Source organism: Burkholderia sp. HAN2018 (genome assembly GCF_024704855.1).
Lineage (GTDB): Bacteria > Pseudomonadota > Gammaproteobacteria > Burkholderiales > Burkholderiaceae > Burkholderia > Burkholderia cepacia.
The window spans coordinates 21,039-46,650 of sequence record NZ_QOBB01000038.1; the positions used below are offsets into that span (position 1 = coordinate 21,039).

23 protein-coding genes are annotated in these 25,612 nt (G+C 67.7%); 12 read left to right on the top strand and 11 right to left on the bottom strand.

Annotated elements, in window-relative coordinates; translation table 11 throughout:
* Nucleotides 1–9: 9 nt before the first annotated feature.
* Nucleotides 10–1,410 (top strand): MFS transporter, encoded by a 1,401-nt coding sequence (locus DPV74_RS12455; protein WP_059697590.1) that lies wholly within the window; start codon nucleotides 10–12, stop codon nucleotides 1,408–1,410.
* A 174-nt stretch (nucleotides 1,411–1,584) separates the two neighbouring features.
* Nucleotides 1,585–2,136 carry a GNAT family N-acetyltransferase gene (locus DPV74_RS12460; protein WP_060173491.1) on the top strand — a complete coding sequence of 184 codons (552 nt, stop codon included), beginning with the start codon at nucleotides 1,585–1,587 and terminating at the stop codon, nucleotides 2,134–2,136.
* A 144-nt stretch (nucleotides 2,137–2,280) separates the two neighbouring features.
* Here the strand turns inward: DPV74_RS12460 and DPV74_RS12465 are convergent, their stop codons facing one another.
* Nucleotides 2,281–3,207, bottom strand: coding sequence for an ADP-ribosylglycohydrolase family protein (locus tag DPV74_RS12465; RefSeq protein ID WP_119337284.1), 927 nt, complete (start codon nucleotides 3,205–3,207; stop codon nucleotides 2,281–2,283).
* 184 nt (nucleotides 3,208–3,391) lie between these two features.
* Between DPV74_RS12465 and DPV74_RS12470 the strand changes: the two genes are divergently transcribed.
* Both DPV74_RS12470 and DPV74_RS12475 read left to right on the top strand, forming a co-directional pair.
* A complete protein-coding gene (locus DPV74_RS12470; RefSeq protein WP_060313021.1) occupies nucleotides 3,392–3,775 on the top strand; it encodes a hypothetical protein in 384 nt (127 codons plus the stop codon).
* A gap of 84 nt (nucleotides 3,776–3,859) precedes the next feature.
* Nucleotides 3,860–4,273 (top strand): PPC domain-containing DNA-binding protein, encoded by a 414-nt coding sequence (locus DPV74_RS12475; protein ID WP_119337285.1) that lies wholly within the window; start codon nucleotides 3,860–3,862, stop codon nucleotides 4,271–4,273.
* A gap of 84 nt (nucleotides 4,274–4,357) precedes the next feature.
* On the opposite strand, the gene acnB is transcribed toward DPV74_RS12475, so the two are convergent.
* Nucleotides 4,358–6,943: a bifunctional aconitate hydratase 2/2-methylisocitrate dehydratase gene (gene acnB / locus DPV74_RS12480; protein WP_027789367.1), complete on the bottom strand. Its 2,586-nt coding sequence runs from the start codon at nucleotides 6,941–6,943 to the stop codon at nucleotides 4,358–4,360.
* 604 nt (nucleotides 6,944–7,547) lie between these two features.
* On the opposite strand from acnB, the gene DPV74_RS12485 reads away from it, so the two are divergent.
* The gene (locus DPV74_RS12485; RefSeq protein ID WP_060083678.1) at nucleotides 7,548–8,303 is read left to right on the top strand and encodes a BPL-N domain-containing protein; all 756 of its coding nucleotides are present in this window, start codon (nucleotides 7,548–7,550) and stop codon (nucleotides 8,301–8,303) included.
* A gap of 11 nt (nucleotides 8,304–8,314) precedes the next feature.
* On the opposite strand, the gene DPV74_RS12490 is transcribed toward DPV74_RS12485, so the two are convergent.
* The 3 genes from DPV74_RS12490 to DPV74_RS12500 form a co-directional block, all read right to left on the bottom strand.
* Nucleotides 8,315–8,788 (bottom strand): nuclear transport factor 2 family protein, encoded by a 474-nt coding sequence (locus tag DPV74_RS12490; protein ID WP_060083680.1) that lies wholly within the window; start codon nucleotides 8,786–8,788, stop codon nucleotides 8,315–8,317.
* Nucleotides 8,789–9,092: 304 nt separating this feature from the next.
* On the bottom strand, nucleotides 9,093–9,341 hold the full coding sequence (locus tag DPV74_RS12495) for a hypothetical protein (RefSeq protein WP_021161497.1): 249 nt from the start codon (nucleotides 9,339–9,341) through the stop codon (nucleotides 9,093–9,095).
* Nucleotides 9,342–9,973: 632 nt separating this feature from the next.
* On the bottom strand, nucleotides 9,974–10,408 hold the full coding sequence (locus DPV74_RS12500; protein ID WP_027789364.1) for a universal stress protein: 435 nt from the start codon (nucleotides 10,406–10,408) through the stop codon (nucleotides 9,974–9,976).
* Between the two features lie 368 nt (nucleotides 10,409–10,776).
* On the opposite strand from DPV74_RS12500, the gene DPV74_RS12505 reads away from it, so the two are divergent.
* From DPV74_RS12505 to DPV74_RS12530, 6 genes are all read left to right on the top strand, one after another.
* Nucleotides 10,777–12,261, top strand: coding sequence for an amidase (locus DPV74_RS12505; RefSeq protein ID WP_119337286.1), 1,485 nt, complete (start codon nucleotides 10,777–10,779; stop codon nucleotides 12,259–12,261).
* Nucleotides 12,262–12,854: 593 nt separating this feature from the next.
* Complete coding sequence (locus DPV74_RS12510) at nucleotides 12,855–13,538, top strand: hypothetical protein (protein ID WP_119337288.1); 684 nt, start codon at nucleotides 12,855–12,857, stop codon at nucleotides 13,536–13,538.
* A 119-nt stretch (nucleotides 13,539–13,657) separates the two neighbouring features.
* On the top strand, nucleotides 13,658–14,488 hold the full coding sequence (locus DPV74_RS12515; protein WP_119337289.1) for an arylamine N-acetyltransferase: 831 nt from the start codon (nucleotides 13,658–13,660) through the stop codon (nucleotides 14,486–14,488).
* Nucleotides 14,489–14,575: 87 nt separating this feature from the next.
* Nucleotides 14,576–14,752, top strand: a complete 177-nt coding sequence (locus DPV74_RS12520) for a ribbon-helix-helix protein, CopG family (protein ID WP_021161490.1) — start codon at nucleotides 14,576–14,578, stop codon at nucleotides 14,750–14,752.
* Nucleotide 14,753: 1 nt separating this feature from the next.
* Complete coding sequence (locus DPV74_RS12525; RefSeq protein WP_021161489.1) at nucleotides 14,754–15,104, top strand: glyoxalase/bleomycin resistance/extradiol dioxygenase family protein; 351 nt, start codon at nucleotides 14,754–14,756, stop codon at nucleotides 15,102–15,104.
* Nucleotides 15,105–15,111: 7 nt separating this feature from the next.
* Nucleotides 15,112–15,972: a class I SAM-dependent methyltransferase gene (locus tag DPV74_RS12530; RefSeq protein WP_060313285.1), complete on the top strand. Its 861-nt coding sequence runs from the start codon at nucleotides 15,112–15,114 to the stop codon at nucleotides 15,970–15,972.
* Between the two features lie 65 nt (nucleotides 15,973–16,037).
* On the opposite strand, the gene DPV74_RS12535 is transcribed toward DPV74_RS12530, so the two are convergent.
* The 4 genes from DPV74_RS12535 to DPV74_RS12550 all read right to left on the bottom strand — a co-directional run bounded on the left by DPV74_RS12535 (nucleotide 16,038) and on the right by DPV74_RS12550 (nucleotide 22,967).
* Nucleotides 16,038–20,879: an NAD-glutamate dehydrogenase gene (locus tag DPV74_RS12535; protein ID WP_119337290.1), complete on the bottom strand. Its 4,842-nt coding sequence runs from the start codon at nucleotides 20,877–20,879 to the stop codon at nucleotides 16,038–16,040.
* A gap of 195 nt (nucleotides 20,880–21,074) precedes the next feature.
* Nucleotides 21,075–21,263, bottom strand: coding sequence for a 4-oxalocrotonate tautomerase (locus DPV74_RS12540; RefSeq protein WP_027789356.1), 189 nt, complete (start codon nucleotides 21,261–21,263; stop codon nucleotides 21,075–21,077).
* A 59-nt stretch (nucleotides 21,264–21,322) separates the two neighbouring features.
* On the bottom strand, nucleotides 21,323–22,099 hold the full coding sequence (locus tag DPV74_RS12545; RefSeq protein WP_060359630.1) for a class II aldolase/adducin family protein: 777 nt from the start codon (nucleotides 22,097–22,099) through the stop codon (nucleotides 21,323–21,325).
* Nucleotides 22,074–22,967: an urea transporter gene (locus DPV74_RS12550; protein ID WP_060359629.1), complete on the bottom strand. Its 894-nt coding sequence runs from the start codon at nucleotides 22,965–22,967 to the stop codon at nucleotides 22,074–22,076. The genes DPV74_RS12545 and DPV74_RS12550 overlap by 26 nt, the downstream gene beginning before the upstream one ends.
* Before the next feature lie 257 nt (nucleotides 22,968–23,224).
* Between DPV74_RS12550 and DPV74_RS12555 the strand changes: the two genes are divergently transcribed.
* Nucleotides 23,225–23,785 carry a putative glycolipid-binding domain-containing protein gene (locus DPV74_RS12555; protein WP_060199229.1) on the top strand — a complete coding sequence of 187 codons (561 nt, stop codon included), beginning with the start codon at nucleotides 23,225–23,227 and terminating at the stop codon, nucleotides 23,783–23,785.
* Here the strand turns inward: DPV74_RS12555 and DPV74_RS12560 are convergent.
* Together DPV74_RS12560 and DPV74_RS12565 are read right to left on the bottom strand one after the other, a co-directional pair.
* Entirely contained in the window at nucleotides 23,740–24,651 is a 912-nt protein-coding gene (locus DPV74_RS12560) for an alpha/beta fold hydrolase (protein ID WP_119337291.1), read from the bottom strand. The two genes, DPV74_RS12555 and DPV74_RS12560, sit on opposite strands and share 46 nt — an antisense overlap.
* 4 nt (nucleotides 24,652–24,655) lie before the next feature.
* Nucleotides 24,656–25,561 carry a metal-dependent hydrolase gene (locus DPV74_RS12565; protein WP_021156859.1) on the bottom strand — a complete coding sequence of 302 codons (906 nt, stop codon included), beginning with the start codon at nucleotides 25,559–25,561 and terminating at the stop codon, nucleotides 24,656–24,658.
* Nucleotides 25,562–25,612 lie beyond the last annotated feature (51 nt).

Consider the following 25,612-nt stretch of genomic DNA (forward strand, 5'->3'; position numbering starts at 1 on the left):
ATCCTCCGCATGAGCACTTTCGACAATGTCGTGGCCGGTCGCGCCACGATGGAAGCTGCCGCCTCCACGCCCGGCGCGATCATCGCGCGGCTCGAGCGGCTTCCGGCCAACGCAATGCAGATCCGCGCCCGCGTGCTGATCGGCACCGCGACGTTCTTCGACGGCTTCGACGTGATCACGATCGCGGCCACGCTGCCGCTGCTGATTCACAAATGGGGGCTGTCGCCGACCCAGATCGGCCTGCTGATCGCGTCCGGCGCGATCGGCCAGCTGATCGGCGCATTCCTGTTTCCCGCGCTGGCGGAGAAGCACGGCCGCGTGAAGGCGATCGCGTGGAGTTCGGCCGTGATCGGCATCACGAGCATCGCGTGCGGCTTCGCGCCGACGTTCGAAGTGTTTGTGCTGCTGCGGATCCTGCAGGGGCTCGGGCTTGGCGGCGAGCTGCCGGTCGCCGCGACGTACATCAACGAGATCACGCGCGCACATGGCCGCGGCCGCTTCGTGCTGCTGTACGAGATCGTGTTCCCGATCGGCCTGCTCGTGTCGATGGCGCTCGGCGCGTGGCTCGTGCCGCGCTTCGGCTGGGAGATCATGTACTTCGTCGGCGGGCTGCCGCTGATCCTGTCGCTCGTGCTGACGCGCCTCGTGCCGGAATCGCCGCGCTGGCTCGCGTCGCGCGGGCGGCTCGCGGAAGCCGGGCGGGCGACGAGCGCGTTCGAAGCGTCGGTGCGCGGCGAACTGCCGCCGGTCACGCAGGTGGCCGCGTTCGACGAGATGGTGCGTCAGCACCCGAAGCGCCGGATGAGCGACCTGTTCAGCGCCGCGTATCGCAAGCGCACGCTCGCGGTGGCGACGTTGTGGGCGACCTGCGGGTTCATCCAGTACGGGCTGTCGACGTGGCTGCCGACGATCTACAAGAACTTCTATCACGCGCCGCTGCAGCTCGCGCTGAACCTCGCGGTGATCGGCTCGGTGATGGGCGTGCTCGGGTCGCTGGCGTCGGCGCTGCTCGTCGACAAGCTCGGCCGCAAGCCGGTGATCGTGTGGTCGTTCGTGCTGTGCGCGCTGTCGCTGGCGCTCGCGGGCGTCTATCACGCGTCGTCGGTGTATGTCGTCTCGATCTTCTGCTCGCTGTCGCTCGGGTTGATGGCGTCGGGGTTCATCACCGCGTACGTCTATACGCCGGAGCAGTATCCGACGAGCATCCGCGCGTCGGGCTGCGGGCTCGGCAGCGCGTGGCTGAAGATCGCGTCGTTCGTCGCGCCGATGGTGGTGCCGCACGCGATCATCGGCGGGAATCTCGCCCCCGCGTTCTACCTGATCGGCATCGTGCCGCTGATCGCGGCGGTGACCGTGCACTTCGTCGGGATCGAGACGAAGGGGAAGGTGCTCGAAGCGCTTGAAGCGTAAGCGCGGCCGGCGGCGGTAACGGATGACGTGGTGAGGCCCGGGCGATGCCCGGGCTTTTTGTTTTTCGCGGCGATCCGGTTGGCGTGGCGGGGCGAGCCGTGCGAACGCGTGGCGTGGCCGACTCGAGGCTTGCGTGTTCTAATTCACGCTCCCGTTTTTCGATCGAGTGTTGTCATGCCCCTGTTCGAACCCGTCACGCTGGAAACGTCCCGCCTCTTCCTGCGGCCGCTGCGAGAAGCCGACGCGCACGCCTTCTTCGAGATCTGGTCGGATGCGGAAGCGATGCGCTATTTCTCGTTCTCGCCGATGACGCACATCGAACAGGCCGTCGAGCGCGTCGCGCGCAACCTGAAGACGTCCGCGAGCGGGCAGGACCTGATCTGCGTGCTCGAACTGCGGGAAACCGGCGAAGCACTCGGCGAATGCGTGCTGTTCCATGCGAACGAGCAATGCCGGCGTGCCGAGATCGGCTTCAGCCTGCGGCGCCGGTACTGGCGCGGCGGCTACATGCGCGAGGCGGCGTCGGCCGTGATCGATCACGCGTTCGGCACGCTGCGGCTGAACCGGATCGAAGCCGATATCGATCCGCGCAACGTCGCGTCGGCGCGGCTGCTCGAACGGCTCGGCTTCGCGCGGGAAGGGTTGCTGCGCGAACGCTGGATCGTCGGCGACGAAGTGTCGGACAGCGCGCTGTACGGGTTGCTGGCGAGCGACCGGCGCGCGTGAGGCGGCCGGGCCGGCGATGGCCCGGTCAGGTCAATCCCGGCGACTGTCTTTCATGTCGGCCACGCGCCGGTTGTACCCGTTCGCGTCTGCGTACTCTCCCGTCCGGTCTCTCTCTGTCGCCGGCCGCGCATGCTCGTCGAACGCTCACGATTTCGCGAGCAGGCCCTCGACCTGTTCTTTCCCGCGCAGTACCGTAACCCACCGGTCGGGTAACGCGTGCTCGCCGTACAGCGCGCCGGCGAGGCTGCCGGCGATGGCCGCCGTCGTATCCGTGTCGTTGCCGAGCGCGATCGCGCGCTTCACGCAGTCTTCGTAGCTGCGCGTCGACAACAGGCAATGGATCGACGACCAGAAGCTGTCGACCACGTAACCGGACCCTTGCGGCGCGTCGAAGCGGCCATCGAGCACGATCTTCAGTTCGACTTCGTCTGCGGTGCCCGCGTAGCGTGTGAGCAGCTCGTCCTCGGCCGCGCGCACCGCATCCGGCGCCGGCTTGCCTTTGACGATGCCCCATGCCGTCAGGCCATAAAGCGCACAGCACAGCTGCGAGCGCACGTGGCCGTGCGTGACGACGCTCTGCTTGCACGCAAGCCGGATCGCGTCGTCGCGCGAGGCGGCGACCATTACCACCGGGAAGCAGCGCATCAGCGAGCCGTTGCCGTTGTCGCGCTCGCCGTCAGGACCGGCAACGGCGGGCGCCGCGCCGGCCGCCAGCGCATGGAACGCACGCTGCGTCTGCAGGCCGACATCGAACACGCGGCCGTCCGGCGTGAAGGCGCCGCGATGAAACCAGTCCTGCAGGTTGCGGGCGAACGTGTCGAGATTCAGGTCGCGGTCATCCGCGAGCGCGTCGAGCAGTGCGAGCGCCTGCGCGCCGTCGTCGCTCCAGGTGCCGGGCGGCACGCCGTCGTGAGCACGCGCAAAGCCGGGCGGCGGCGTCATGTCGATCGCGGCGGGCGGCGGGATCGACGCAGCATCGTGGAATTCGTACGGCACGCCCAGTGCGTCGCCGATCAGCAGGCCAAGCAGGCCGCCGCGCAGGCGGGATTGTCGGTTCGGAAGGGTCGTCATCGGAGGAGGCTGGGGGTGGAGGCTCGCGTTGCAGATTAGACCAATCGCATTCGCGTGCCTAGCCGGCGCATGCTGAAGGGCCGGAGGCAGCGGTGCGCGCGAATCGCCGGAGGTATGCTTGCGAGTCAGGACCGGATTCGCTGACCGACCGCGGAGCGGGTGGCGCCGAGTATGGAGCAACGACATGAAACAGATCGTGGTAACCCGCGTCGCAGCGTATTCCGTCGACAGTGAATGCGCGGAAGTGACGCTATCCTGCGGCGAGCACGAGATCACGGTGTTCTCGTTCGGCGGCACGGCGCGCGTGAACGACATCGTGCGAACGCCGGTGTCGGCGGTCGACTGCGATGTACGCGCGGCCTGTCTTGACGATTGGCCGGACGATGCAAAGCGGGCGGCCAGCCGGCAATGGATCGGGAAAACCGCAAACCCGTATGGTTATCGCGGATGTGGGCAGGTCGTCGACCGGGATCAGGGGTTGATCGACGTGGTCGGCTTCGTGATCGACGTGGGCGAGTTGCCATGCGGTGGCGCGGTCGAATTCGAGTGTCTGCGGCTCGACCTCTGAGCGGCCGATCGACTGACGGCCTTGCCGGGTTGCCGGCGCAAACTTACGCTTGGCCGGCACCCCGGCCCACGAACAGGATCGACCATGCAAGCCCATCCTCTGCGTCTTTCCCCCGGCGACGATCTGCGCCGGTCGATCGAGGAAGCATTGCGCCCGCTCGGTGCGCACGCGGCCTTCGTGATTCAGGGCATCGGCAGCCTGAGCGTCGCGCAATTGCGCTTCGCCGGCGTCGACCAGCCGACCGAATTGCGCGGCGACCTCGAAATTCTGACGCTGGCCGGTTCGGTGTCGCCGGACGGCGCGCACCTGCATATGGCCGTTTCCGATGCGAGCGGCCACGTGTCGGGCGGCCATGTGGCGAGCGGTTGCGTGGTGCGCACGACCGCCGAGATCCTGCTCGCGCTGCTGCCCGCACATCGTTTCTCTCGCGAACCCGATGCGGGCACCGGCTTTAACGAGCTGGTGATCCGGCGAGAGCCGGGCGGCGAAACGGCATGAAAAAAGCGCCGCAGGCCTTTCAGCCTGCGGCGCCATGGCGTGGTGCCGCGACGTCAACCGCCCGTCGCAGCCCGTCGCGCGTGCTTACATCTGCACGGTGTCGGCCACTTCCTTGAAATCTTCGATCTGGTCGAAGTTCATGTACTTGTAGATCTTGTCGCCGTTGGCGCTGAGCACGCCCATGTCCGCCATGTACTCTTCCTTGGTCGGGATCTTGCCCAGACGCGAGCAGATGGCCGCCAGTTCCGCCGAGCCGAGATACACGTTCGTGTTCTTGCCGAGACGGTTCGGGAAGTTGCGGGTCGACGTCGACATGACCGTCGCGCCTTCGCGCACCTGAGCCTGGTTACCCATGCACAGCGAGCAGCCCGGCATTTCGGTACGCGCACCGGCCGTGCCGAACACGCCGTAGTGACCTTCTTCCGTCAGCTGCTTCTGGTCCATCTTGGTCGGCGGCGCGACCCACAGCTTGACCGGGATGTCGCGCTTGCCTTCGAGCAGCTTCGACGCGGCGCGGAAGTGACCGATGTTGGTCATGCACGAGCCGATGAACACTTCGTCGATCTTGGCGCCGGCGACGTCCGACAGCGTCTTCACGTCGTCCGGGTCGTTCGGGCAGGCGACGATCGGCTCGTGGATGTCGGCGAGGTCGATCTCGATGACGGCCGCGTACTCGGCGTCGGCATCCGGCGACAGCAGTTGCGGGTCGGCCAGCCACTGCTCCATCGCCGCGATACGGCGCTGCAGGCTGCGCGGATCCTGGTAGCCCTGCGCGATCATCCACTTCAGCAGCGTGATGTTGCTGTTCAGGTATTCGATGATCGGTTCCTTGTTCAGGCGCACCGAGCAACCGGCGGCCGAACGCTCGGCGGACGCATCCGACAGCTCGAACGCTTGCTCGACCTTCAGGTCGGGCAGGCCTTCGATTTCGAGGATGCGGCCCGAGAAGATGTTCTTCTTGCCTTGCTTGGCGACCGTCAGCATGCCTTGCTTGATCGCGTACAGCGGGATCGCGTTGACGAGGTCACGCAGCGTGACGCCCGGCTGCATCTTGCCCTTGAAGCGGACCAGCACCGATTCCGGCATGTCCAGCGGCATCGTGCCGGTGGCGGCCGCGAACGCGACCAGGCCCGAACCTGCCGGGAAGCTGATGCCGATCGGGAAACGCGTGTGCGAATCGCCGCCGGTGCCGACGGTGTCGGGCAGCAGCATGCGGTTCAGCCACGAGTGGATCACGCCGTCGCCCGGGCGCAGCGCGATGCCGCCACGCGTGCTGATGAAGTTCGGCAGCGTCTGGTGCGTCTTCACGTCGACCGGCTTCGGATACGCGGCGGTGTGGCAGAACGACTGCATCACGAGGTCGGCCGAGAAGCCGAGGCAGGCGAGATCCTTCAGTTCGTCGCGGGTCATCGGGCCCGTGGTGTCCTGCGAGCCGACCGAGGTCATCTTCGGTTCGCAGTACGTGCCCGGGCGCACGCCCTGGCCTTCCGGCAGACCGCATGCGCGGCCGACCATCTTCTGCGCGAGCGAGAAGCCCTTGCCGCTGTCGGCCGGCTGGTGCGGCAGGCGGAACAGCGTCGACGGCGCGAGGCCCAGCGCTTCACGCGCCTTCGCGGTCAGGCCGCGGCCGATGATCAGCGGAATGCGGCCGCCGGCGCGCACTTCGTCGAACAGCACGTCGGACTTGACCTGGAATTCGGCGATCACGTTGCCGTCCTTCAGCGCCTTGCCTTCATACGGGCGCAGTTCGACCACGTCGCCCATTTCCATCTGCGACACGTCGAGCTCGATCGGCAGTGCGCCGGCGTCTTCCATCGTGTTGTAGAAGATCGGGGCGATCTTGCCGCCGAGGCACACGCCGCCGAAGCGCTTGTTCGGCACGAACGGGATGTCTTCGCCGGTGAACCACAGCACCGAGTTGGTGGCCGACTTGCGCGAGGAGCCGGTGCCGACCACGTCGCCCACGTAGGCGACCAGGTGACCCTTTTCCTTCAGCGATTCGATGAACTTGACCGGGCCGCGCTTGCCGTCTTCTTCCGGCGTGATGCCCGGGCGTGCGTTCTTTAGCATCGCCAGCGCGTGCATCGGGATGTCCGGGCGGGTGGTGGCGTCCGGAGCCGGCGACAGGTCGTCGGTGTTCGTTTCGCCCGTCACCTTGAACACGGTGATGGTCAGGCTTTGCGGCACTTCCGGACGGCTCGTGAACCATTCGGCGTCGGCCCAGCTTTGCAGCACGGCCTTCGCGTGCGCGTTGCCCTTGTCGGCGAGTTCCTTGACGTCATGGAACTGGTCGAACATCAGCAGGGTTTTCTTCAGTGCGTCAGCGGCGACGGCAGCGACTGCTTCGTCGGACAGCAGTTCGATCAGCGGCTGGATGTTGTAACCGCCCAGCATCGTGCCGAGCAGTTCGGTGGCGCGTTCGCGCGAGATCAGCGGGCAGGCGGTCTCGCCCTTGGCCACGGCGGCCAGGAAGCCGGCCTTCACGCGGGCGGCTTCGTCGACGCCGGCCGGCACGCGATGGGTGATCAGGTCGACGAGCGTCTGCTCTTCGCCGGCGGGCGGGTTGGTCAGCAGTTCCACCAGTTCGGCGGTCTGCTGAGCCGTCAGCGGCAGGGGAGGAATACCGAGCGCGGCGCGGGCGGCCACGTGAGCACGAAAGTTTTCAAGCATGGGGAGACCTGCTGATATTGCGTTTGAGGGGAAGGCCTTGCCGGCACTCCGGGGCTGTTCCAGGCACTGCTTTGAGCGGGATTCTAATCTCAATGATCTGTAACGTCAAATGTCTTATGTCTTATATAAGAGTTGAGACTTGGGGCATGGAAAACGCGGTGGCGCGGGGGAGCCGGTGTTTGCGGATGTGCTTCGGCGGCTCGCCTGGGCATGCCTGCAGGCGCTGTCTCGGATGTTCCGGCTGTTGATGGGAGGAGCTGGGGCGGCGGTGTGCGTAACCGGGATCCGGGGTCGCCCGTCTGTGTCGGGTCGCCCGCGGCGCGGCGCCGAACGCTGTCGTGTGAACAGGCAAGGGGCGCCCGAGGCTGCGGCCCGCGCTGGGCGCTACCGGTTACGAAGCCCGGGAGTCCGGAAGCCCGGTTGCCGGCGGCGCACATTTCTGCACAAGCACGCAGGAAACGGCACACACATACCGCTTTCGGGCGCCTACGCTGTATTTCACGTGCCTTTCAGCGAGATTTCAAAAAAACGGGGCATTGACGCGTGCCGGCCGCTTCGTCGTGAACGGCCGGCCGCGAACCCTCAAGTCCCGTCAATCCGGAACATGCGATCCAGAGAATCGATTTTCGTTGTCCTGTCGCTCGTCGCGTCGTCGCTCGTTCATGCGGCGGCGGCCGACGACGAAACGCGCGGCTTCGACAGCCGTCCCGTCGCACTGGTCTATCGCGGCCCGGCCGCATGCGACGGTTGCCCCGAGACGATTGCGAGGCGCCTGCGGGAATCGGAGCACAAGTTCCGGGTGCTTTACGTCGGGCCGGCGGAAAAACGCCGGATCACGCCTGCCGTCCTGGCCGGCGCCGCGCTGTATGTCCAGCCCGGCGGCGGGCAGGATATCCCCGGCGCGGCGGCCAGCATCGGGAAAGACTCGATCGAGGCCGTGCGGCACTACGTGTCGAACGGCGGGCGCTATCTGGGCATCTGCATGGGCGCCTACCTGGCGGGCGACCCGGGTTTCGGGCTGGTCGCGGGCGAGATCGACTCGGAGGTCGACCGGCCGCGCTCGACGCTTCACGGTATCGCGGACACGGTGACGCCGGTGGTATGGCGCGGGAAGAAACGCTGGATCTACTTCCAGGACGGCGCGATGCTCCCGGCCGCCCCCGGCGCGGCCGTGCTGGCGACCTATCCGAACCGCGATATCGCAGCCGCGACCTATCGCTACGGCAAAGGGCGCGTCGGGCTCGTCGGCCCGCATCCCGAAGCCGACGAAAGCTGGTATCGCGAGTACGGTCTCCGGAATCCGGACGGCGTTCTGCCGGACATGGCGTACGACCTGATCAACGCGACGATGAAGCCATGACGTGGCGCGAGCTAATTCCGCCGTGCGCGATACGCGTCGAGATTCTTCCGCGCCTGTGCGCGGATCGCGCGTTGCACGAAAGGCGTCCAGCCGAGCAGCGCGCCTTTCAGTCCGAGCGCCTGACGCGCCCAGCGCCACAGGTCGAAGCTGTCGCGATGCTCGACGATGCGCCCGTCGCGAAACCGGAACCGCGCGTCGATCCGGTTGACCACCATCCGGCCGGTCGTGGTGAACCGGTAACGGGCGATCCATTCGGCGCGCCCGGCCTGCTGATCCGCGGCGACGTCGCTGAACGTCAAGGAAAAGTCCTGCGCACGCGCGACCAGCATGCGCCACATGTCGCGTGCGAGGTCGCCGCGCAGCTCGCCGAACGCGGGATCGCTGAAGACGACGTCATCGGCATAGCAGGCGAGCATCGCGTCGATGTCGCGCTGCTGGAACGCCGTGTAGAAGCGCTGGATCAACTCGGTGTGCGGATGGCTCATCGTTGGGTGGGGTGTCGTTGCAGATGAAACGGAGTCTGGCCGCGGCGGCCGGACGTTCGACCGGTTGATCGACGGGGGCGCGCCATACGGCAGGAATGCCCCGATCGAGCGGATGTCGGCGCGTCTTCCACGCGACGATGCGGGTCACGCACGGGCGTTCGGCATGGCCGCCGTCCTGAACGTGACATGCGTCGCGACATGTCGCGATATCGATCGAAACAAGCGGGAGGGGATAAGGGCGTGCGCGGCTCCTCCGGTTCAGCCCTCGCGACCCGAACCCGGCCGGAGCGTCGGCGAATGCACGTCAGCGGTTCGCCAGCGCCACGTCCTGGTTGCCGCGCCCCGTCACCAGGCAGCCCGACATGAATGCCTCGCCCTGGCTGCTGGCCGCTGCTTCGCCGAAGCCGCGGCCGAGCGCGTCGACCTTCACTTGCGCGGCGCCCTGTTCGCATGCGAGCGGGCTGGTGTCGCGGCCCTGCGCATGCAGGATCGCGCGGTCGCCGATGAGATACGCCAGCAGCGCGAAAACAGCGATATGTACGGCTCGTCTCATGGTTCGTCTCCTCGTCGCACAAGCGTAACGCGGACACGTTCGACGAAGCACTTGGGGGTTCCCCCGGTAAACGTCTGCTGAAACCGGGGGCGGGCGGGGTGATCATGTCCCGTTTTTCGCGTGTTGCGTGGGGAACGAAGGCGCCGCTTCCATGCGGCCGGCGGGCGAAACCGGACGTGCGGCGACGCATTCGCGCGACGGTTTTCAGCGCGACAGGCCCGCGATTCGCGCGAGTTTGACGAATGTCAGGAGACGGGCGGGAGGGGGCGGTCGGACGACCGTTCAGAGCGATAGCATGAACGCATGATTTGACGGAACGCGATCGCGGAGGAATGCATCGGTTCCGGCAAGCAGGTGCGAGTTGAACATCGCTGTCGAAATAGTGAGGAATCCAAATGCTTAACGTCTCTTCCGTCCTGATCAGCCTCGCCCCGATGTGGGCCATCCTGCTCGTTGCGTCTTCGGCAGCCGCCTATTTCGTGTTCTGGCGCAAGGTCATCAAGTAAGCGCGGCGGGAACGCCGGTGCGTGCGTGGGCGGTAACGCTGAACGCGCCCGGGTGTTGCACCGCTCGCTGCAAACCTGCGGTCCGTCAGCGAACGGCCGCCGTCGCGTTGCCGCACGTCATCGCCGTCATTGCACGGCCGTGACCGGCACGTTCGAGATCCGCACCAGCCGGCTCATCACGCTGCGGCGGAACACCGACATCAGCGCATGCAACGGATCGTGCCGCGGCGCGACGACCACGATCTCGTCGCACCCCGTCTCCGCCGCCACGGCCGCGATCGTATCGGCCACCGGGCCGACCTTCATCACGACGCTATACTTGACGCCGGCTTCCCGCAGGATCCGCTCGGCCATGGCCAGGTCGGCGGACGCGAACCTCTCCTCGATCGAACGCAGCCGCGACAGCGGATGGTAGGCCTCGAGCCGCGTCGATTCGAGCGGCGCCTGAACGTTGATCAGCACGATTTCCGACGCGCACCGTTCGCGATACAGGAATGTCGCGTGGCGAACTGCCTGAAGCGAGCGGGGAGAGTGGCCGACCGGAACCAGCAGCTTGAGCATGAACGTTGTCCAGGAAACGAGATGATTCCAGCGTAGCGTGCCGCCGGGACGAACGATCTAAAGAGAACGGGCGACCGCGTAAAAATGTCGTTAACGCGCGCCGTCTCCTGATGCGCCTGATAGAAATATAAGAAATTTAAGTTTATGCGCATAAACGATTTCATCCGCGAGGGCGGCGCGTGCGAAGCGTGGCCTGTCGCCCCGATTTAGTCGGAACCGCAATGAATCGCGGCGGAAAATATCGGAGGTTGCCGATCCGGCGTCGCGTAGAGTAGTGCATCGGCCGCGGCGCGGCCCCGCCCGGCCGTTTCGGGGGGCGTCCGCCGCCATGCGACCCGCCATCCCGTTCCGATTCCAGGAGACTCCGCATGCCGCACGGCGCCCCGCAGCATCTCGCTCCCGCTTCCATCCCCGTCGACCCGATCGTGCGCCTGTCGGCCGGCGAACTCGCGTCGGCGATTCGCGGCAAGGCCGTGTCGTGCGTCGAGACGATGCGCGCGTATCTCGATCACGTCGAGCGCGTGAACGGCGCGGTCAACGCGATCGTCGCGCTGCGCGATCGCGACGCGCTGCTCGCCGAAGCCGCGGAAAAGGATGCCGCACTGGCGCGTGGCGAGTACCACGGCTGGATGCACGGGATGCCGCAGGCGCCGAAGGACCTGGCGATGACGAAGGGGCTGCGGACGACCTACGGCTCGCCGATCTTCCGCGAAAACGTGCCGCAGGCCGATTCCGTGTGCGTCGCGCGGATGCGCGCGGCCGGCGCGATCTTCATCGGCAAGACCAACACGCCCGAATTCGGGCTCGGCTCGCACACGTTCAACGAAGTCTACGGCGCGACGCGCAACCCGTACGACCTGACGAAAAGCGCGGGCGGCAGCAGCGGCGGCACGGCGGCGGCGCTCGCGTCGCGGATGCTGCCGGTCGCGGACGGCAGCGATTTCGGTGGTTCGCTGCGCAATCCGGCCGCGTTCTGCAACATCTACGGCTTCCGCCCGTCGCAGGGCCGCGTGCCGCGCTGGCCGGGCGTCGACGTGTTCGTGCAGCAGCTCGGCATCGAAGGGCCGATGGGCCGCACGGTCGGCGACGTCGCGCAGCTGCTCGCGATCCAGGCCGGCTACGACCGCAACGATCCGCTGTCGCTCGCGGAGGATCCGGCCGTGTTCGCGCAGCCGCTCGACACCGACCTGCGCGGCAAGCGCATCGCGTGGGTCGGCGACTGGAACGGCTATCTCGCGACCGAGGCCGGCGTGCTCGCGCTGTGCGAGCAGGGGCTGGCGACGCTGCGCGAGATCGGCTGCGACGTCGATGCCGCACTGCCGGCGTTCGCGCCCGACCGGATCTGGCGCCTTTGGCTCGCACACCGGCACTTGTTGTCCGGCGGCGGGCTGCTGGCGCACTATCGCGACCCGGCGCGGCGCGCGTTGCTGAAGCCCGAGGCGATCTACGAGGTCGAAGGGCTGCTCGCGATGCAGGGCGCGGCCGTGTTCGAGGCGAGCGTCGAGCGCACCGCGTGGCATCAGGCCGTGCTGAGCTTCTTCGACCGCTACGACTTCATCGCGGCGCCGACCGCGCAGGTGTTCCCGTTCGACGTCGACCAGCGCTGGCCGACGGAGATCGCGGGCCGTGCGATGGATACCTACCACCGCTGGATGGAAACGGTCGTGCCGTGGACGCTGGCCGGCTGCCCGGTGATCAGTGTGCCGGTCGGCTTCAACGACGCGGGGCTGCCGATGGGGATGCAACTGATCGGGCGCCCGCGCGGCGATCTCGCCGTGTTGCAGCTCGCGCGCGGCTACGAGCAGGCGGCCGGCTGGGTGGACGGGCGGCTGCCGGCGTGGATGGCGGGGTGACGCGGCGGCCGGGCGATAGCCGGTTGCGGAGGGGGGGCCAAGCGGGCGGCGGCAAGCCGCTCGTTTTGCTTTTGTTTCCGAACGTGTTGCCGGGGCATGTCACGCCGAGCCCGTGGCGCGGGCGCGTTGCGCGACGGCATGAAGTCATGCCAATGACGCGGCACGGAACGTTCTGCGTCACGCCGCGCCGTGCTGTTCTTCGGCGCGCGTCACGCCGGATCCCGGCACGGGCGCATTTGCGCGACGGTGTGGCGTCATGTGATTGACGCGGTCCGGCACGTTCCGCGTCACATGCCGCCGGTCGATGTTGAATCCGACGTGCGGTTCAAGACGTGCGACGGCTGCAGGCCACCGGCCGCGTCACCGTGCGGACGCCGCCATTCGCCGCCATTGATGCGGCTCGAGAACGAATGTCGGGACACGCGTGATATCGCGTGGCATACCTGGATGAATCCGCTCGAGCGCGTACGCCGGCCGCGGAATTACAAGCCTTCGCGTCTCATGATTTCGTTTCGATGTGTTTCAGTCGTTGCGGCGGCGCGCGGCGCGCTTCGACAATATCGGCCTCGATCATTCCGGCACGAGGAACACACATGAAACACATTCGCACGACGGGCCGGTACCTGGCCTCGGCAGGCATCGCGTTCGGCATCCTGGCAAGCGGCGCCGCGCACGCGCAGCTCGACCTGCAGTCGCTCGGCGCGTCGCTGCTCGGCGGCGGGCAGCAGGCGGCGCCCGCGCAGGGCGGCGTTTCCCAATTGCTGCAGGCTTACGTCGGCGCGAACCAGCAGGTGCTGACCGGCCAATCTTCGCTCGCGTCGGCGATGGGCCTGACCGGCGCGGCCGGGCAGGCGCAGCAGGCCGCGAGCCAGCTGGCCGGCGGCGATGCGCTGACGCCCGCCGCGCTGTCGCAGATGGGCGGCGCGCAGCAATCGGTGTCGCAGGCGCTCGGCCAGGCGTTCGCGAGCGGCGGCGCCACGCACGGGCCGATCGACAAGCAGGCGTTCAGCAATGGCCTCGCATCGCTCGGGCAGGGGCTCACGCAGTATTCGCAGCTGCAGTCGGGGCTCGGCAATCTCGGCTCGACGAGCGCGGCGTCGCTGTTGCAGTCGGGCCTGAATCCGCAGAACATGCAGGCTGCGTCATATATCGCGCAAAGTGCGCCGGGCCAGCTGCAGTCGCTCGCGGCGACGCTCAGCCAGGCCGTGCAGTTCGCGACGAGCCAGGGCATTTCGGTGCCGTCGGTCGCGTCGTCCGCGCTGAAGCTGCTGCCGTAACGTTGCGCGGGGCCGCGCGATGCTGTGCCGGCATCGCGCACGACGACGAAGATCGCCCCGCACAACATGGGGATTTCGCGCGATGTTATCGTGGCGTGTCCCTTTTTCGGTGCAGGTTCATGACTGACTCGTTCGACCTCTCGCGCTATTTCTCCCGCATCGGCTACGACGGCCCGGTCGAGCCGACGCTCGACGTGCTGCGTCGGCTGCACCTGCTGCACCCGCAAGCGATTCCGTTCGAAAACCTCAATCCGCTGACCGGCGCGCGCGTCGCGCTCGACCTGCCCGCGATCGTCGACAAGGTGATCGAACGCCGCCGCGGCGGCTACTGCTTCGAACTCAACAAGCTGTTCTACACCGCGCTCACGACGATCGGCTTTCGCGTGACGCCGATGATCGCGCGCGTGCGCTGGATGCAGCCGCCGGAAGTCGCCACCGCGCATACGCACATGCTGCTGCGCATCGATCTCGACGGCGCGGCCTGGCTCGCCGACATCGGCTTCGGCAGCGCCACGCTGACCGCGCCGCTACGTTTCGTGCCGGACGAGCGGCAATTGACGCCGCACGGCGCGTTCCGCGTCGTCGCCGCGCCGGTCGACGGTGAATTCGAGATGCAGATCGAGACGCCCGACGGCTGGCAGACCACCTACCGCTTCCAGCCGAAGCGGGTCGAATGGATCGATTACGACGCTGCGAACTGGTTTACTTCGACGTATCCCGAATCGATCTTCCTGCACAACCTGATCGCATGCCGCGTGCTGCCGGACGGCCGCGCTGCGCTGCGCAACACCACGCTGACGATCCGCGATGCGGCGGGCGCCGGGCACTCCGTCACGTTCGACGATGCGGCCGCATGGGCCGCGTGCCTGCGCGACACGATCGGCATCGATACGACGGGATTCGATCTCGACGCGCTGTTCGCGCGGCTGGCGGCGCGCGCTGCGGCCTAGCGCGGGCTCACGATACCTGATCGCGGCTCGCGCAAATGGGCTGCATCCGCACTTGATTTTTACTAGATTGCTAGCATACTAGCTCCCATGACCGACGAAGAAGTGAAGCAATTCAACGTGTACCTGCCGCTGAGCCTGATCCGGCAGGTCAAGCATCGCGCCATCGAAACGGAGCAATCGCTGTCCGCGCTGGTGGCCGATGCATTGCGCGCGTACCTGGCCGCGCCGCAGCCGGGCGCGGGGCCGTCCATCGAGGAGGAGTGACATGTCATCCGAGCGAATCGAAGCCGTGTACCTGACGACGCACAACTGGGGCAAGTCGGCGAAGTTTTTCCAGGCGCTGGGCTTTACGCTGGAGTTCGAAACCGATCACAACTCGGGCCAGCTGCGTCATGGCGACGGCCCCTTCCTGTTCATCGCCGAAGTGCCGCCGGGCGAAACGCCGGACATGCAGGTCGTGCTCAAGGTGCCGAACGAACAGGCGGTGCAGCCGCAGCCGATCGTCGACGTCGTCACGCCGTTCGAGGATACGCACTGGGGCACGCGCGACATGACCGTACGCGATCCGGACGGTCGCGTGTGGCGCCTGCAGGCACCAGGGCAGCAGGGTGCGTGAGGCCGACATGACCGAACCCCGCGAAAGCGCCCCCGACAGCACCGCCGCGCGCGTCGCGCTGTGGCGTGCGCTGCACGTCGAACTCGATGCGCCGCCGCATGTGCTCGCCGACGAAGTCGGACGGCAATTGCTCGCACCGGAACCCGGCTGGCAGCAGCGCGGTGACATGGATCCGCAGTTCACGCGGCCGTTTCGCGCGTCGATCGTCGCGCGGGCGCGCTTCATCGAGGAGCTCGTGGTGGAGCAGGCCGCGCGCGGCGTGAGCCAGTACGTGATCCTCGGCGCAGGGCTCGACAGCTTCGTGCAGCGTCGGCCCGACATGGCGTCGCGTGTGACCGTCTTCGAGGTCGACCAGCCGGCGCCGCAGCGCTGGAAGCAACGGCGCCTCGTCGAGCTGGGCTTCGGCGTGCCCGACTGGCTGCGTTTCGTGCCGGTCGATTTCGAGGCGAAACAATCGTGGCGCGCGGCGCTCGTCGGTGCGGGCTTCGATGCCGGCAAGCCGGCGGTCGTCGTGTCCACCGGCGTCAGCATGTACCTGACGCTTGAGGCGAACGCGGCCGCGTTGCGCGAAGTCGCCTCGCTCGCGCCGGGTTCGACGCTCGCGATGACGTTCCTGCTGCCGCTGGAACATGCGGATCCGGACGTGCGCCCGGGGCTGGAAATGGCCGCGAAGGGCGCGCGCGCAAGCGGCACGCCGTTCATCAGCTTCTTCATGCCGGCACAGATGCAGGCGCTCGCGCGGGAGGCCGGCTTCACGAAGACCGAGCACGTTTCGGCTGCCGAACTGACGCGCCGCTATTTCGCGGATCGCGCTGACGGACTCAGGCCGCCGAACAACGCGGAGGAACTGCTGGTCGCGACGGTCTAGCCTCGCGCGTACGCAAGCATGCCGGCAGCGCGCCGGTTCCGGTCACGCGGAACCGGCCAGCCTCGTCATGCGCGTTCGAGCACGGCCATTTCCCGCACGACCACGAGCAGCACCGCGAGGCTCGCGCCGCCGGACGCGCGCAAGTCGGCGAGCAGGTGCTCGTAGCGTGCGAGCGCGGTTTCGCGGCGCGCGCGCCACGCGCCGACGATCGTCTCGGGCGTGGTCGAATCCGGCGATTCCGCAAGCGCGCTCGCCGCGAGCGTGCGCTTGAGGCGCGCGACTTCCGCGAGCGCGGCCGCGCGCGCCAGCATGTCCCAGTGCGTCGGGGTCGGCAGCGTCGCCGCGCGCTCGCCGATCCAGCTGTAATTGAGCAGCGTGCCGAGCGAGAAATACACGCCCGCGACGAGTTCGAGGCTGCGGTTGCTGGCCGCGGCCACTTCGGCGATGTCGAGCAGCGCGGCCGAGATGTCGCCGCTCGCGACGCGCACCGCGAGCGCGCTGTCGACGCCGGCTTCCACCAGCACGCGCTGCCGCTCGGACAGCGCTTCGAGATCGTCGGCCGGCAACAGCGACGGCAGTTGCGGCGCAAGCCGCTCGGCCGCGTCGCGGCAGCGCGCGATCAGCTCGGCGACGCCGCCGTCGGCCACCGCGCCGGATTGCAGATGCCGCAGGAACCACAGCGCCGCGCGTTCCAGCAGTCGCGCGACGTCGACGAACATGCGCGCCTGCACGTCGTCGGCGACGCGGTTGTCGAGCGCATCGATGTCGCGCCATACCGCATCGAGGTCGAACACGTCGCGCGCCATGATGCAGGCCCGCACGATGTCGCCGGGCTTCGCGTCGGTTTCCTCCATCAGCCGGTGCACGAATGCGCAGCCGACGCGGTTCACGAGCGCGTTGGTCAGATGCGTCGCGAGGATCTCGCGGCGCAGCGGATGGCGGCGCATCGGTTCGCTGAAGCGCTGCTGCAGCGGCTTGGGGAAGTAGTCGACGAGCATCGCGGCAACCAGCGGATCCTCGGGCACGTCGGATTCGAGCAGCGCGTCGTACAGCCACATCTTGCTGTACGCGAGCAGCACCGCGCGTTCCGGCGACGTGAGGCCGAGCTTCGCGGCTTGCCGTTCGGCGACTTCGTCGTCGGTCGGCAGGAATTCGATCACGCGGTTCAGGCGGCCCGCGCGTTCGAGCCAGCGCATCAGGCGCGCCTCGGCATCGAGCAGCTCGACCGCATAACGGCCGGCGATCGACAGCGCCTGCGTCTGGTAGTAGTTGTCGCGCAGCACGAGCAGCCCGACTTCGTCGGTCATCTCAGCGAGCAGGGCGTTGCGCTGCTTCCCGGTCATCTCGCCGTCGGACACGACGAGCCCGAGCAGGATCTTGATGTTGACTTCGTGATCCGAACAATCGACGCCGGCCGAGTTGTCGATCGCGTCGGTGTTGATGCGGCCGCCGCGCTGCGCGAACTCGATCCGGCCAAATTGCGTGCAGCCGAGGTTGCCGCCTTCGCCGACGACCTTGCAGCGCAGGTCCGCGCCGTTCACGCGCACCGCGTCGTTCGCGCGGTCGCCCACTTGCAGGTGGGTTTCGCGCGCCGCCTTCACGTAGGTGCCGATGCCGCCGTTGTACAGCAGGTCGACCGGCGCCTGCAGGATCGCTCGGATCAGCTCGGCCGGCGGCAGCGCGTGCGCGTCGATGCCGAGCGCGGCCTGCACGGCGGGCGACAGCGGGATCGTCTTCGCGGTGCGCGGATAGACGCCGCCGCCCGCCGAGATCGCGGCCGGATCGTAGTCGGCCCAGCTCGAGCGTTCGAGCGCGAACATGCGTGCGCGCTCCGCGAAGCTCGTCGCGGGATCGGGGTTCGGGTCGAGGAACACGTGCCGGTGATCGAACGCGGCGACGAGCCGGATATGCGGCGACAGCAGCATCCCGTTGCCGAACACGTCGCCCGACATGTCGCCGACGCCGACTACCGTGAAGTCGGTCGTCTGCGTATCGATGCCCATCTCGCGGAAGTGGCGCTTGACCGATTCCCACGCGCCGCGCGCGGTGATCGCCATCTTCTTGTGGTCGTAGCCGACCGAGCCGCCGGACGCGAACGCGTCGTCGAGCCAGAAGCCGTATTCGTGCGAGATCGCGTTCGCGTAGTCGGAGAAGGTGGCCGTGCCCTTGTCGGCGGCGACCACCAGGTACGGATCGTCGGGGTCGTGCCGCACCACGTCGGGCGGCGGCACGATCGCGTTGCCGGCCAGGTTGTCGGTCAGGTCGAGCAGGCCGCGCAGGAAGGTCTGGTAACACGCGATGCCTTCGCGCATCCACGCTTCGCGATCGCTCGGCGGCGGCGGGTTCTTCACGACGAAGCCGCCTTTCGAGCCGACCGGCACGATCACGACGTTCTTCACCATCTGCGCCTTCATCAGCCCGAGCACTTCGGTGCGGAAATCCTCGCGGCGATCCGACCAGCGCAGGCCGCCGCGCGCGACGCGCCCGCCGCGCAGGTGCACGCCCTCGACGCGCGGCGAATACACCCAGATCTCGAACATCGGCTTCGGCTCGGGCAGCCCGGGCACCTTCGCCGGATTGAACTTGAACGACAGGTACGGTTTCGATTCGCCGTTTGCGTCGACGAGGAAGTAGTTCGTGCGCTCGGTTGCGTTGATCACGCCGAGGAACTGCCGCAGGATGCGGTCTTCGTCGAGGTTCGGCACCTGGTCGAGCGCGCCTTCGATCGCCTTCAGCAGCCGCTCGGCCTGCACGTCGCGCGTGTCGCCGGTGGCCGGGTCGAAGCGCAGCAGGAACAGCTCGACGAGCTGCCGTGCGATCGCCGGGTTGCCGGTCAGCGCGCGCTCGATATACGCGTCGCTGAAGGTCGAGCCGACTTGCCGCAGATACTTCGCATACGCGCGCAGGATCGTCACTTCGCGCGCACTCAGATGGGCGCGCAGCACGAGGCGGTTGAAGTCGTCGTTCTCGATCCGGCCGCTCCAGATCTGGTCGAATGCATCCTCGAACAGGCCTTTCACGCGCTCGATGTCGAATTCGGTGTCGTCCGCGAGCTCGAGGCCGAAGTCGTGCACCCACGCATGCGCGGCGTCCTGTGTCTGGATCCGGTACGGCCGCTCCTCGTCCACGCGCACGCCGAGATGCTCGAGCATCGGCAGGCTGCGCGACAGCGCGATCGGGTCGCCCGCGCGATAGACCTTGAAGCGGAACGCACGCGCTTCCGCCTCGATCGGCCGGTACAGGTTCATCGCGAGCTGCCCCGAATCCTTCACCCGCTCGATCAGCTCGATGTCGCGCACGGCCGTGCGCGCCGGATAGTCGTCGCGGTAGCCGGCCGGGAACGAATCGGCATAGCGCTGCAGCAGCCGGTTGCCTTGCTCTTCGCCGAAGGCGTCGAGCAGCGCGTCGGCGAGATCGTCCTGCCAGCGGCGCGTGACCTGCACGAGCCGCGTTTCGAGCTCGCGCGTGTCGACGTCGGGCATCGTGCCCGGTTCCGCATGCACGACGAAATGAATGCGCGCGATCGCCGATTCCGACAGCAGCGGCGTGAATTCGACGGTCACGCCGTTGTACGCATCGACGAGCAGCTTCGCGATGCGCCGGCGCAGGTCGGTGTTGTACTTGTCGCGCGGCACGAACACGAGGCACGACACGAAGCGGTCGAAGCGGTCGCGCCGCACGAACAGGCGCGTGCGCTGGTGTTCCTGCAGCCGCAGGATGCCGAGCGCGATGTCGTAGAGCTGGTCTTCGTCGGCCTGGAACAGTTCGTCGCGCGGATAGGTTTCGAGCACCGTCACGAGCGACTTGCCGAGATGCCCCTTCGGCAAGAAGCCAGCGCGCCGCACGATGTTCGCGCACTTGCGGCGCACGATCGGGATCTCGGTATACGAACCGAAATAGGAGGTCGACGTGTAGAGCCCGATGAAGCGGCGCTCGCCGGTGACCTTGCCGTCGGCGCCGACGAGCTTCACGCCCACGTAGTCGAGATAGCCGGGCCGGTGCACGGTCGCGCGCGAATTCGCCTTGGTCAGGAAGATCGGCCAGGCGCCGGTGATGATGTCGGCGGCGGCCTGCGGCAGCGGCGTGACGTCGGGGGCGCCGGACGTGCGCAGCGATTCGCGCAGGATGCCGAAGCCGGTGCCCTCGATGCCGCGCAGCCCGAAGCCCGTGCCGTCGGACACGAGCGCGTAGTCGCGCTGGCCGAGGAACGTGAAGTGGTCGGCGGCCATCCATTCGAGGAACGCGCGCGCCTCGATGTCTTCCGCGGTCGATTCGCGCGCCTTCATCTCCTTGATCGTCGCGCGGGCGATGTCGACGATCTTCGGCCAGTCTTCCACCGATGCGCGCACGTCGCCGAGCACGTGCGCGATGTCGTTGCGCAAGGTGTTGAGCAGCGCGGCATCGCCGCAGCGATCGACTTCGAAATGGATGAACGACGCGAGCTGCGACTGGCCGTCGCCGGGCGTCGCGCCGCCCGCATCGACGCGCTCGATGCCGCCGTCGGCGCCGCGCCAGATGCGGAACACCGGGTGCAGTGCCGAATGCAGCGCGAGCCCGAGGCGGTTGACAGCCATCGTCACCGAATCGACGAGGAACGGCATGTCGTCGTTGACGATCTCGATGACCGTGTGGTCGGAATGCCAGCCGTGCTGTTCGAGGATCGGGTTGTACACGCGCAGCCGTTCGCTGCCGGGCACGAATTTCTGGGCGGTTTGCCAGTGCGCCATCGCGGCGCCGTAGAGATCGGCGATGCTGCGGCTCTGCAGATCGTCGGCATCGGCGAAATCGTAGTAATGACGCAGGAAGGGTTCGACGATCCGGAACGTGGCTTCGGGCAGGCGCCCGCGCGCGAATTCGACGACGTCCGAGAGCAGATGTGCGACGACTTCCTCGTGCTTCGCTTCCATGGCGGTCTCCTCGTCGGGTGGCCATCGGCTGCTGCGTCTGAGCCGCATTATATGCACCGATCGCGTGACAATGCGATGTGCGCGCGCACATCGGGAGGCGGAGAAGGAAGCCGCCTGCAGCGCCGCCGGGCGGGCGCCGCAGGTGATGAATCAGTGTGATGCAGGCGGGCGTTCAAGCATCGCCGGTTGTGACGTTCAGCGCTCGTCGCTCCACAGCTTCCCGGCCGTCGCCCAGTTCTCCTTCTTCACGTCGGTGAGGATGATGTCGACCGAGCCCGGCTCGCAGCCGAGCGTCTCGCAGGTGACGCGCGTGATTGCTTCGACGAATTCGCGCTTCTGTTCGACGGTGCGGCCTTCGAAGAGCTGGATATTGAAAGTCGGCATGACAAGTGCTCCGGTTGAGTGTGTCGGGTTCGGCCGCGATCGCGGCCAGGGATGCGGCGTCAGTCGCGATACGACGGATCGATCCGGTCGAGCCGGCGCAGCAGCGCCGGCCATTCCAGTTCGCCTTCGATCGCACCGCCGTCGCGCAGTTGTTCGGCGGTGCGGTCGGCCACCGCCGGGTCGGGCAGCACGAGCGGCCCGCCGCCGGCCTGCGCGCGCACCTGGATATCGCAGGCCTTGATCAGCGTGTCCATCAGCACATAGGCTTCGGCGACGGTGCGGCCGACCGTCAGCGTGCCGTGGTTGCGCAGCAGCATCGCGGATTTCGCGCCGAGGCTCGCGGTCAGCCGCGCGCCTTCGGCCGGCGAAAACGCGAGTGCCTCGTAGTCGTGGTACGCGAGGTCGCCGTGAAAGCGCAGCGCGTGCTGCGACGCGGGCAGCAGCCCGTCGCGCTGGATCGATACGGCGATGCCGGCCGTATTGTGCAGATGCATCACGCAGACGGCGTCGGCGCGGGCGGCATGCACGGCCGCGTGCAGCGCGAAGCCCGTCACGTTGACCGCGTGCTCGCCGGCGCCGATCCGGTTGCCGGCCAGGTCGATCTTCACGAGGTTCGATGCGCGGACCTCGTCGAACGTCAGGCCGAACGGGTTGATCAGGAAGTGGCCGGGCTCGCCGGGCACGGTCGCGGAAAGATGCGTGTAGATCAGGTCGTCCCAGCCGTTCAGCGCGACGAGCCGGTAGGCGGCGGCGAGGTCGACGCGCAGCCGGCGTTCGGCGTCCGAGATCGGGCTGCCGGGTTTCACGGCATCAGGACGGTGTGCGAATGACGACATCGGGTTCTCCGAAGGTAAGGCGGCGCGCGACGGCTACGGTCACCCACGATGCAAGGGCGAACGGCGCCGTGAACACGGGGATGCCGGCGCGCATCGCGAGCCACTGGATCAGCGCGGCGAGTGCGGCGGCTGCAAGGGCCGCGCGCGGACCGCGCGACATCAGCGCCAGTGCGGCGAGCGCGCCGTTGAAGCCGAGCAGGCCGTCGGCGAACAGCGCGTCGTTCGCGCCGAGCGTGAGCAGCAGCACGGTCGACACGATCGCGCCGCCGAGCGCGAACGCGGCCGCGCGGCGCGACGCGACGGCGAGGCCCGCGACGATCAGCGCGCCGGCCCATGCGCCTTGCGCGAAGGTGGTCTGAGCAACACCCGACAGCAATGCGTCGGTGACGGACGACGGCGTCAGTGCCACGCCGGCCGTCGCATCGGCCGCGTATTGCGGTGCGACAAACGGCAGCCACAGCGCGGTGACGGCGAGGCACGGGCTCGAATACGGGCACTGGCGCCAGCGGGCGAGCGGCGTGCGCATCGCGCGCTGCACGAGCGCCGCGCCGATTGCGGCCAGCGGCGCCAGCGCGACGGCTGCAAGGGAAGCGGGCGCGAACAGCGCCGCGATCAGCGCGGCGAGCGCGCCGTTGAAGCCGTGCAGCCCCTGTTCGACGTCGTGGCGCTCGGCGCCCGTCAGCACGGCGGTCATGCTGGCGGCGGCCGAGCCGAGCAGCGCCGCGCATGCCAGCCGCAGGTCGGTCAGCGCCAGCGCGGCCAGCAGCAGCGCGCCGGTGAGCGCGTTCGCCTGCAGTACGATCTGACCGATGCCGCGCAGCAGAATGCGCAGGTCGATCGACGGCGAGGCGGAGCGGGCGGTAGGCATGATGGCGGCGGAACAGGACGAGCCGCGAGCATAGGACACAATCCGATGCACCGGAATAGGGAATTCTGGATAGTCAGGATTTGTCGGCGCTGCCCCGAAATGGGGAATGCGGGCGGCCGGCCATGTCCTGGCGGGCGTTGCATTGGCGTTTTTCGGGGCGAACGTTTCGTGGCGAGGGAATTCAGGCATCCGCCGGCGTTTTCGTCGGCGGATTCGTGCGACAGTGTCCCGCAGCGGGGAAACCGGGAGGGGGAACGATGCGTGAAGTGCGATGGGCGTCGCTCGAAGGCGACGGGGTCGAACATCTGGCGTTCGACCGGAGCGGCGGCGGGATCGTCGTCGAAAGCGCGGTGGTCGGCCAGCGGTACGGCCGTGCGTACGGGCTCGCGTATCGCGTCGAGTGCGACGCACACTGGCGGGTGACGTATGCGGTGTTGAAGGTGATGGGCGGCGGCACGCTCGAACTGCGCGGCGACGGTGAAGGCCACTGGCGCGACGGCGCGGGCCGTGCGCTGCCCGAACTCGACGGCTGCATCGACATCGACATCGCGGCGACGCCGTTCACGAACGCGCTGCCGATCGGCCGCCTCGGGCTCGCGCGCGGCGAGCGGCGGCCGATCGACGTCGCGTACATCTCGACGCCGGACCTGAAGGTCACGCCGGTCAAGCAGGCTTACGCGTGCATCGAGCCGGGCCGGCGCTACCGCTACGAAGGCATCTTCCGGAATTTCACCGCCGATATGGACATCGACGAAGACGGGCTCGTGATCGACTACGAGACGCTGTTCAGACGCCTGCCGGCGCTGACGGGCCGCTGAACCGCGGCGTTCGCGACGGCCGGCCGCTCCTGCGCGGACGCGAAGCGGTCGATCCGCGACGCGATGATGTCGGGGTGGCGCAGCACGACCCAGTGGCTGCCGTCGATTTCCTCGCGCACGTGGTCGCCGAGCCAGCGGTCGAGGTCGACCGACATTTCGGGCGTCACGTAGCGGTCGCGCACCGGCACGAGGATCTGCACCGGCGCCTGCGCATACCGTTCGCGCGGTTTGCGCGCCCGCGCAAGGAAGTTCGCACGGTAAAGCTGCATGCCGTTCAGCGCATTCTTCAGTTGCACGGGATCGCGCTCGGCACGCACGCGTTCGGTGATCTGCAGCCAGCGCGGCCACAGCGCCGCGCCGCCGAGCCGCCACACCAGCGACGGCACGACCGGCAAGTGGAAGAACGCGATGTACCACGACTTCAGGCTCTGCTTGAGCCGCATCTTCGCGCGGAACACGTGATCGAGGCATGGGCCCGAGATCGACGTGTACGACGCGATCCGGCCGCGGAACGCGGGGTCGGTCACGGCCTCCCAGCACTGGATCGAGCCCCAGTCGTGACCGACGAGATGGAACGGCCGGCCGCCGCAGGTCGCGTCGGCTACCGCTTTCAGGTCGCCGGCGAGCCGTTCGAGCGTGTAGTCGGCGCGGCGGCGCGGCGCGTCTGACGCGCCGGCACCGCGCACGTCGTACGCGATCACGCGGTAGCGCTTCGCGAGCCGCGCGCGGATCGGCGCCCACACGACCGCCGAATCGGGGTAGCCGTGCACGAGAATCAGCGGCGGGGCGCGACGCGACCCGCTCACGTAGACGGCGAGTTTTACGTCGCCGGACTGGACGGTCAGCATCTCGTGGGCGCGCGCCATGGCGTCATGCCTGCGCAACCGGGTGCAGCGGCACGCGGCGCGGGGCGGCTTGCGCGGCGTAGCGCGCGTTGGTCGCGTCGATGTTCTCGAGCAGCGTGTCGAGCCCCTGCAGGTACTGGTGGTTGTCGTGGTCCCACGGGTGGAAGCCGGGGCGGAAGTAGTCGAGCCATTCGCGCGCGATGCTCGGGAACACGCCGTGTTTCGGGCCGTACAGGTACTTCACGAGCCGCCACATGCCGCCGAACTTGCCGTGTTCGCGACGGTGCGCGCGCATCAGACGCACGTGGAAGTCGAACACGATCGTCCAGAAGAACACGGTCGTCGTCAGCATCGTGCCCGTGCGCAGCAGGTAGCTGCCGAGGCCCGGCTTCATCACGGTGGTCCATACGTCGTACGACACGGCCTTGTGCTCGGTTTCCTCCATCGCATGCCACATCCACATCTGCTGGTAGCCTTCGACCGAGCCGTCGATCCGGTGCTCGTGGCCCGACAGCAACTGGTTCGCGAGGATCGCCGTGTAGTGCTCGAGCGCGATCGTGATCGCGAGCTGCATCGAATGCGGCAGCACCTTCTTGAACCAGCCGAGGATCGTCCACAGGCGCTTGTCGAGCTTGTGCGCGGGCAGGCCGGACGACTGCAGCAGGTCGTTGTATTCGATGTGCTCGCGCGTGTGCATCGCCTCCTGGCCGATGAAGCCGAGTACCTGCTTCTTCAGTTCGGGATCCTCGATCCGGTCGCGATAGTTGCGCACCGAATCCATGAAGAAGCGTTCGCCGGCCGGGAACAGCAGCGACAGCGCGTTCATGAAGTGCGTGACCGGCACGCCCTGCACGTGCCAGTCCTTCGCGCGTTCCGGCGGCAGCGCGAAACGGATGTCGCGCCGCACCGGCATCATGTTCGGGGTCGTCATGATTGTTCTCCTCCCTGATTGCCTGCGTTGTTGTAGGTGGCGTGCAACGGC

Excerpts from the sequence above, each read along its gene's own strand:
- DPV74_RS12535 (WP_119337290.1), bottom strand. The coding sequence starts at position 20,879 with ATGGAAGCGAAGCACGAGGAAGTCGTCGCACATCTGCTCTCGGACGTC.
- DPV74_RS12550 (WP_060359629.1), bottom strand. The coding sequence starts at position 22,967 with ATGCCTACCGCCCGCTCCGCCTCGCCGTCGATCGACCTGCGCATTCTG.
- DPV74_RS12455 (WP_059697590.1), top strand. The coding sequence starts at position 10 with ATGAGCACTTTCGACAATGTCGTGGCCGGTCGCGCCACGATGGAAGCT.
- DPV74_RS12500 (WP_027789364.1), bottom strand. The coding sequence starts at position 10,408 with ATGCTCAAGCTGCTGGTTCCGGTCGGCCACTCTCCCCGCTCGCTTCAG.
- DPV74_RS12505 (WP_119337286.1), top strand. The coding sequence starts at position 10,777 with ATGCCGCACGGCGCCCCGCAGCATCTCGCTCCCGCTTCCATCCCCGTC.
- DPV74_RS12555 (WP_060199229.1), top strand. The coding sequence starts at position 23,225 with ATGCGTGAAGTGCGATGGGCGTCGCTCGAAGGCGACGGGGTCGAACAT.
- DPV74_RS12520 (WP_021161490.1), top strand. The coding sequence starts at position 14,576 with ATGACCGACGAAGAAGTGAAGCAATTCAACGTGTACCTGCCGCTGAGC.
- DPV74_RS12525 (WP_021161489.1), top strand. The coding sequence starts at position 14,754 with ATGTCATCCGAGCGAATCGAAGCCGTGTACCTGACGACGCACAACTGG.
- DPV74_RS12515 (WP_119337289.1), top strand. The coding sequence starts at position 13,658 with ATGACTGACTCGTTCGACCTCTCGCGCTATTTCTCCCGCATCGGCTAC.
- DPV74_RS12560 (WP_119337291.1), bottom strand. The coding sequence starts at position 24,651 with ATGGCGCGCGCCCACGAGATGCTGACCGTCCAGTCCGGCGACGTAAAA.
- DPV74_RS12545 (WP_060359630.1), bottom strand. The coding sequence starts at position 22,099 with ATGTCGTCATTCGCACACCGTCCTGATGCCGTGAAACCCGGCAGCCCG.
- DPV74_RS12490 (WP_060083680.1), bottom strand. The coding sequence starts at position 8,788 with ATGAGCCATCCGCACACCGAGTTGATCCAGCGCTTCTACACGGCGTTC.
- DPV74_RS12475 (WP_119337285.1), top strand. The coding sequence starts at position 3,860 with ATGCAAGCCCATCCTCTGCGTCTTTCCCCCGGCGACGATCTGCGCCGG.
- DPV74_RS12540 (WP_027789356.1), bottom strand. The coding sequence starts at position 21,263 with ATGCCGACTTTCAATATCCAGCTCTTCGAAGGCCGCACCGTCGAACAG.
- DPV74_RS12510 (WP_119337288.1), top strand. The coding sequence starts at position 12,855 with ATGAAACACATTCGCACGACGGGCCGGTACCTGGCCTCGGCAGGCATC.
- DPV74_RS12465 (WP_119337284.1), bottom strand. The coding sequence starts at position 3,207 with ATGACGACCCTTCCGAACCGACAATCCCGCCTGCGCGGCGGCCTGCTT.
- DPV74_RS12495 (WP_021161497.1), bottom strand. The coding sequence starts at position 9,341 with ATGAGACGAGCCGTACATATCGCTGTTTTCGCGCTGCTGGCGTATCTC.
- DPV74_RS12530 (WP_060313285.1), top strand. The coding sequence starts at position 15,112 with ATGACCGAACCCCGCGAAAGCGCCCCCGACAGCACCGCCGCGCGCGTC.
- DPV74_RS12565 (WP_021156859.1), bottom strand. The coding sequence starts at position 25,561 with ATGACGACCCCGAACATGATGCCGGTGCGGCGCGACATCCGTTTCGCG.
- DPV74_RS12470 (WP_060313021.1), top strand. The coding sequence starts at position 3,392 with ATGAAACAGATCGTGGTAACCCGCGTCGCAGCGTATTCCGTCGACAGT.
- acnB (WP_027789367.1), bottom strand. The coding sequence starts at position 6,943 with ATGCTTGAAAACTTTCGTGCTCACGTGGCCGCCCGCGCCGCGCTCGGT.
- DPV74_RS12460 (WP_060173491.1), top strand. The coding sequence starts at position 1,585 with ATGCCCCTGTTCGAACCCGTCACGCTGGAAACGTCCCGCCTCTTCCTG.
- DPV74_RS12485 (WP_060083678.1), top strand. The coding sequence starts at position 7,548 with ATGCGATCCAGAGAATCGATTTTCGTTGTCCTGTCGCTCGTCGCGTCG.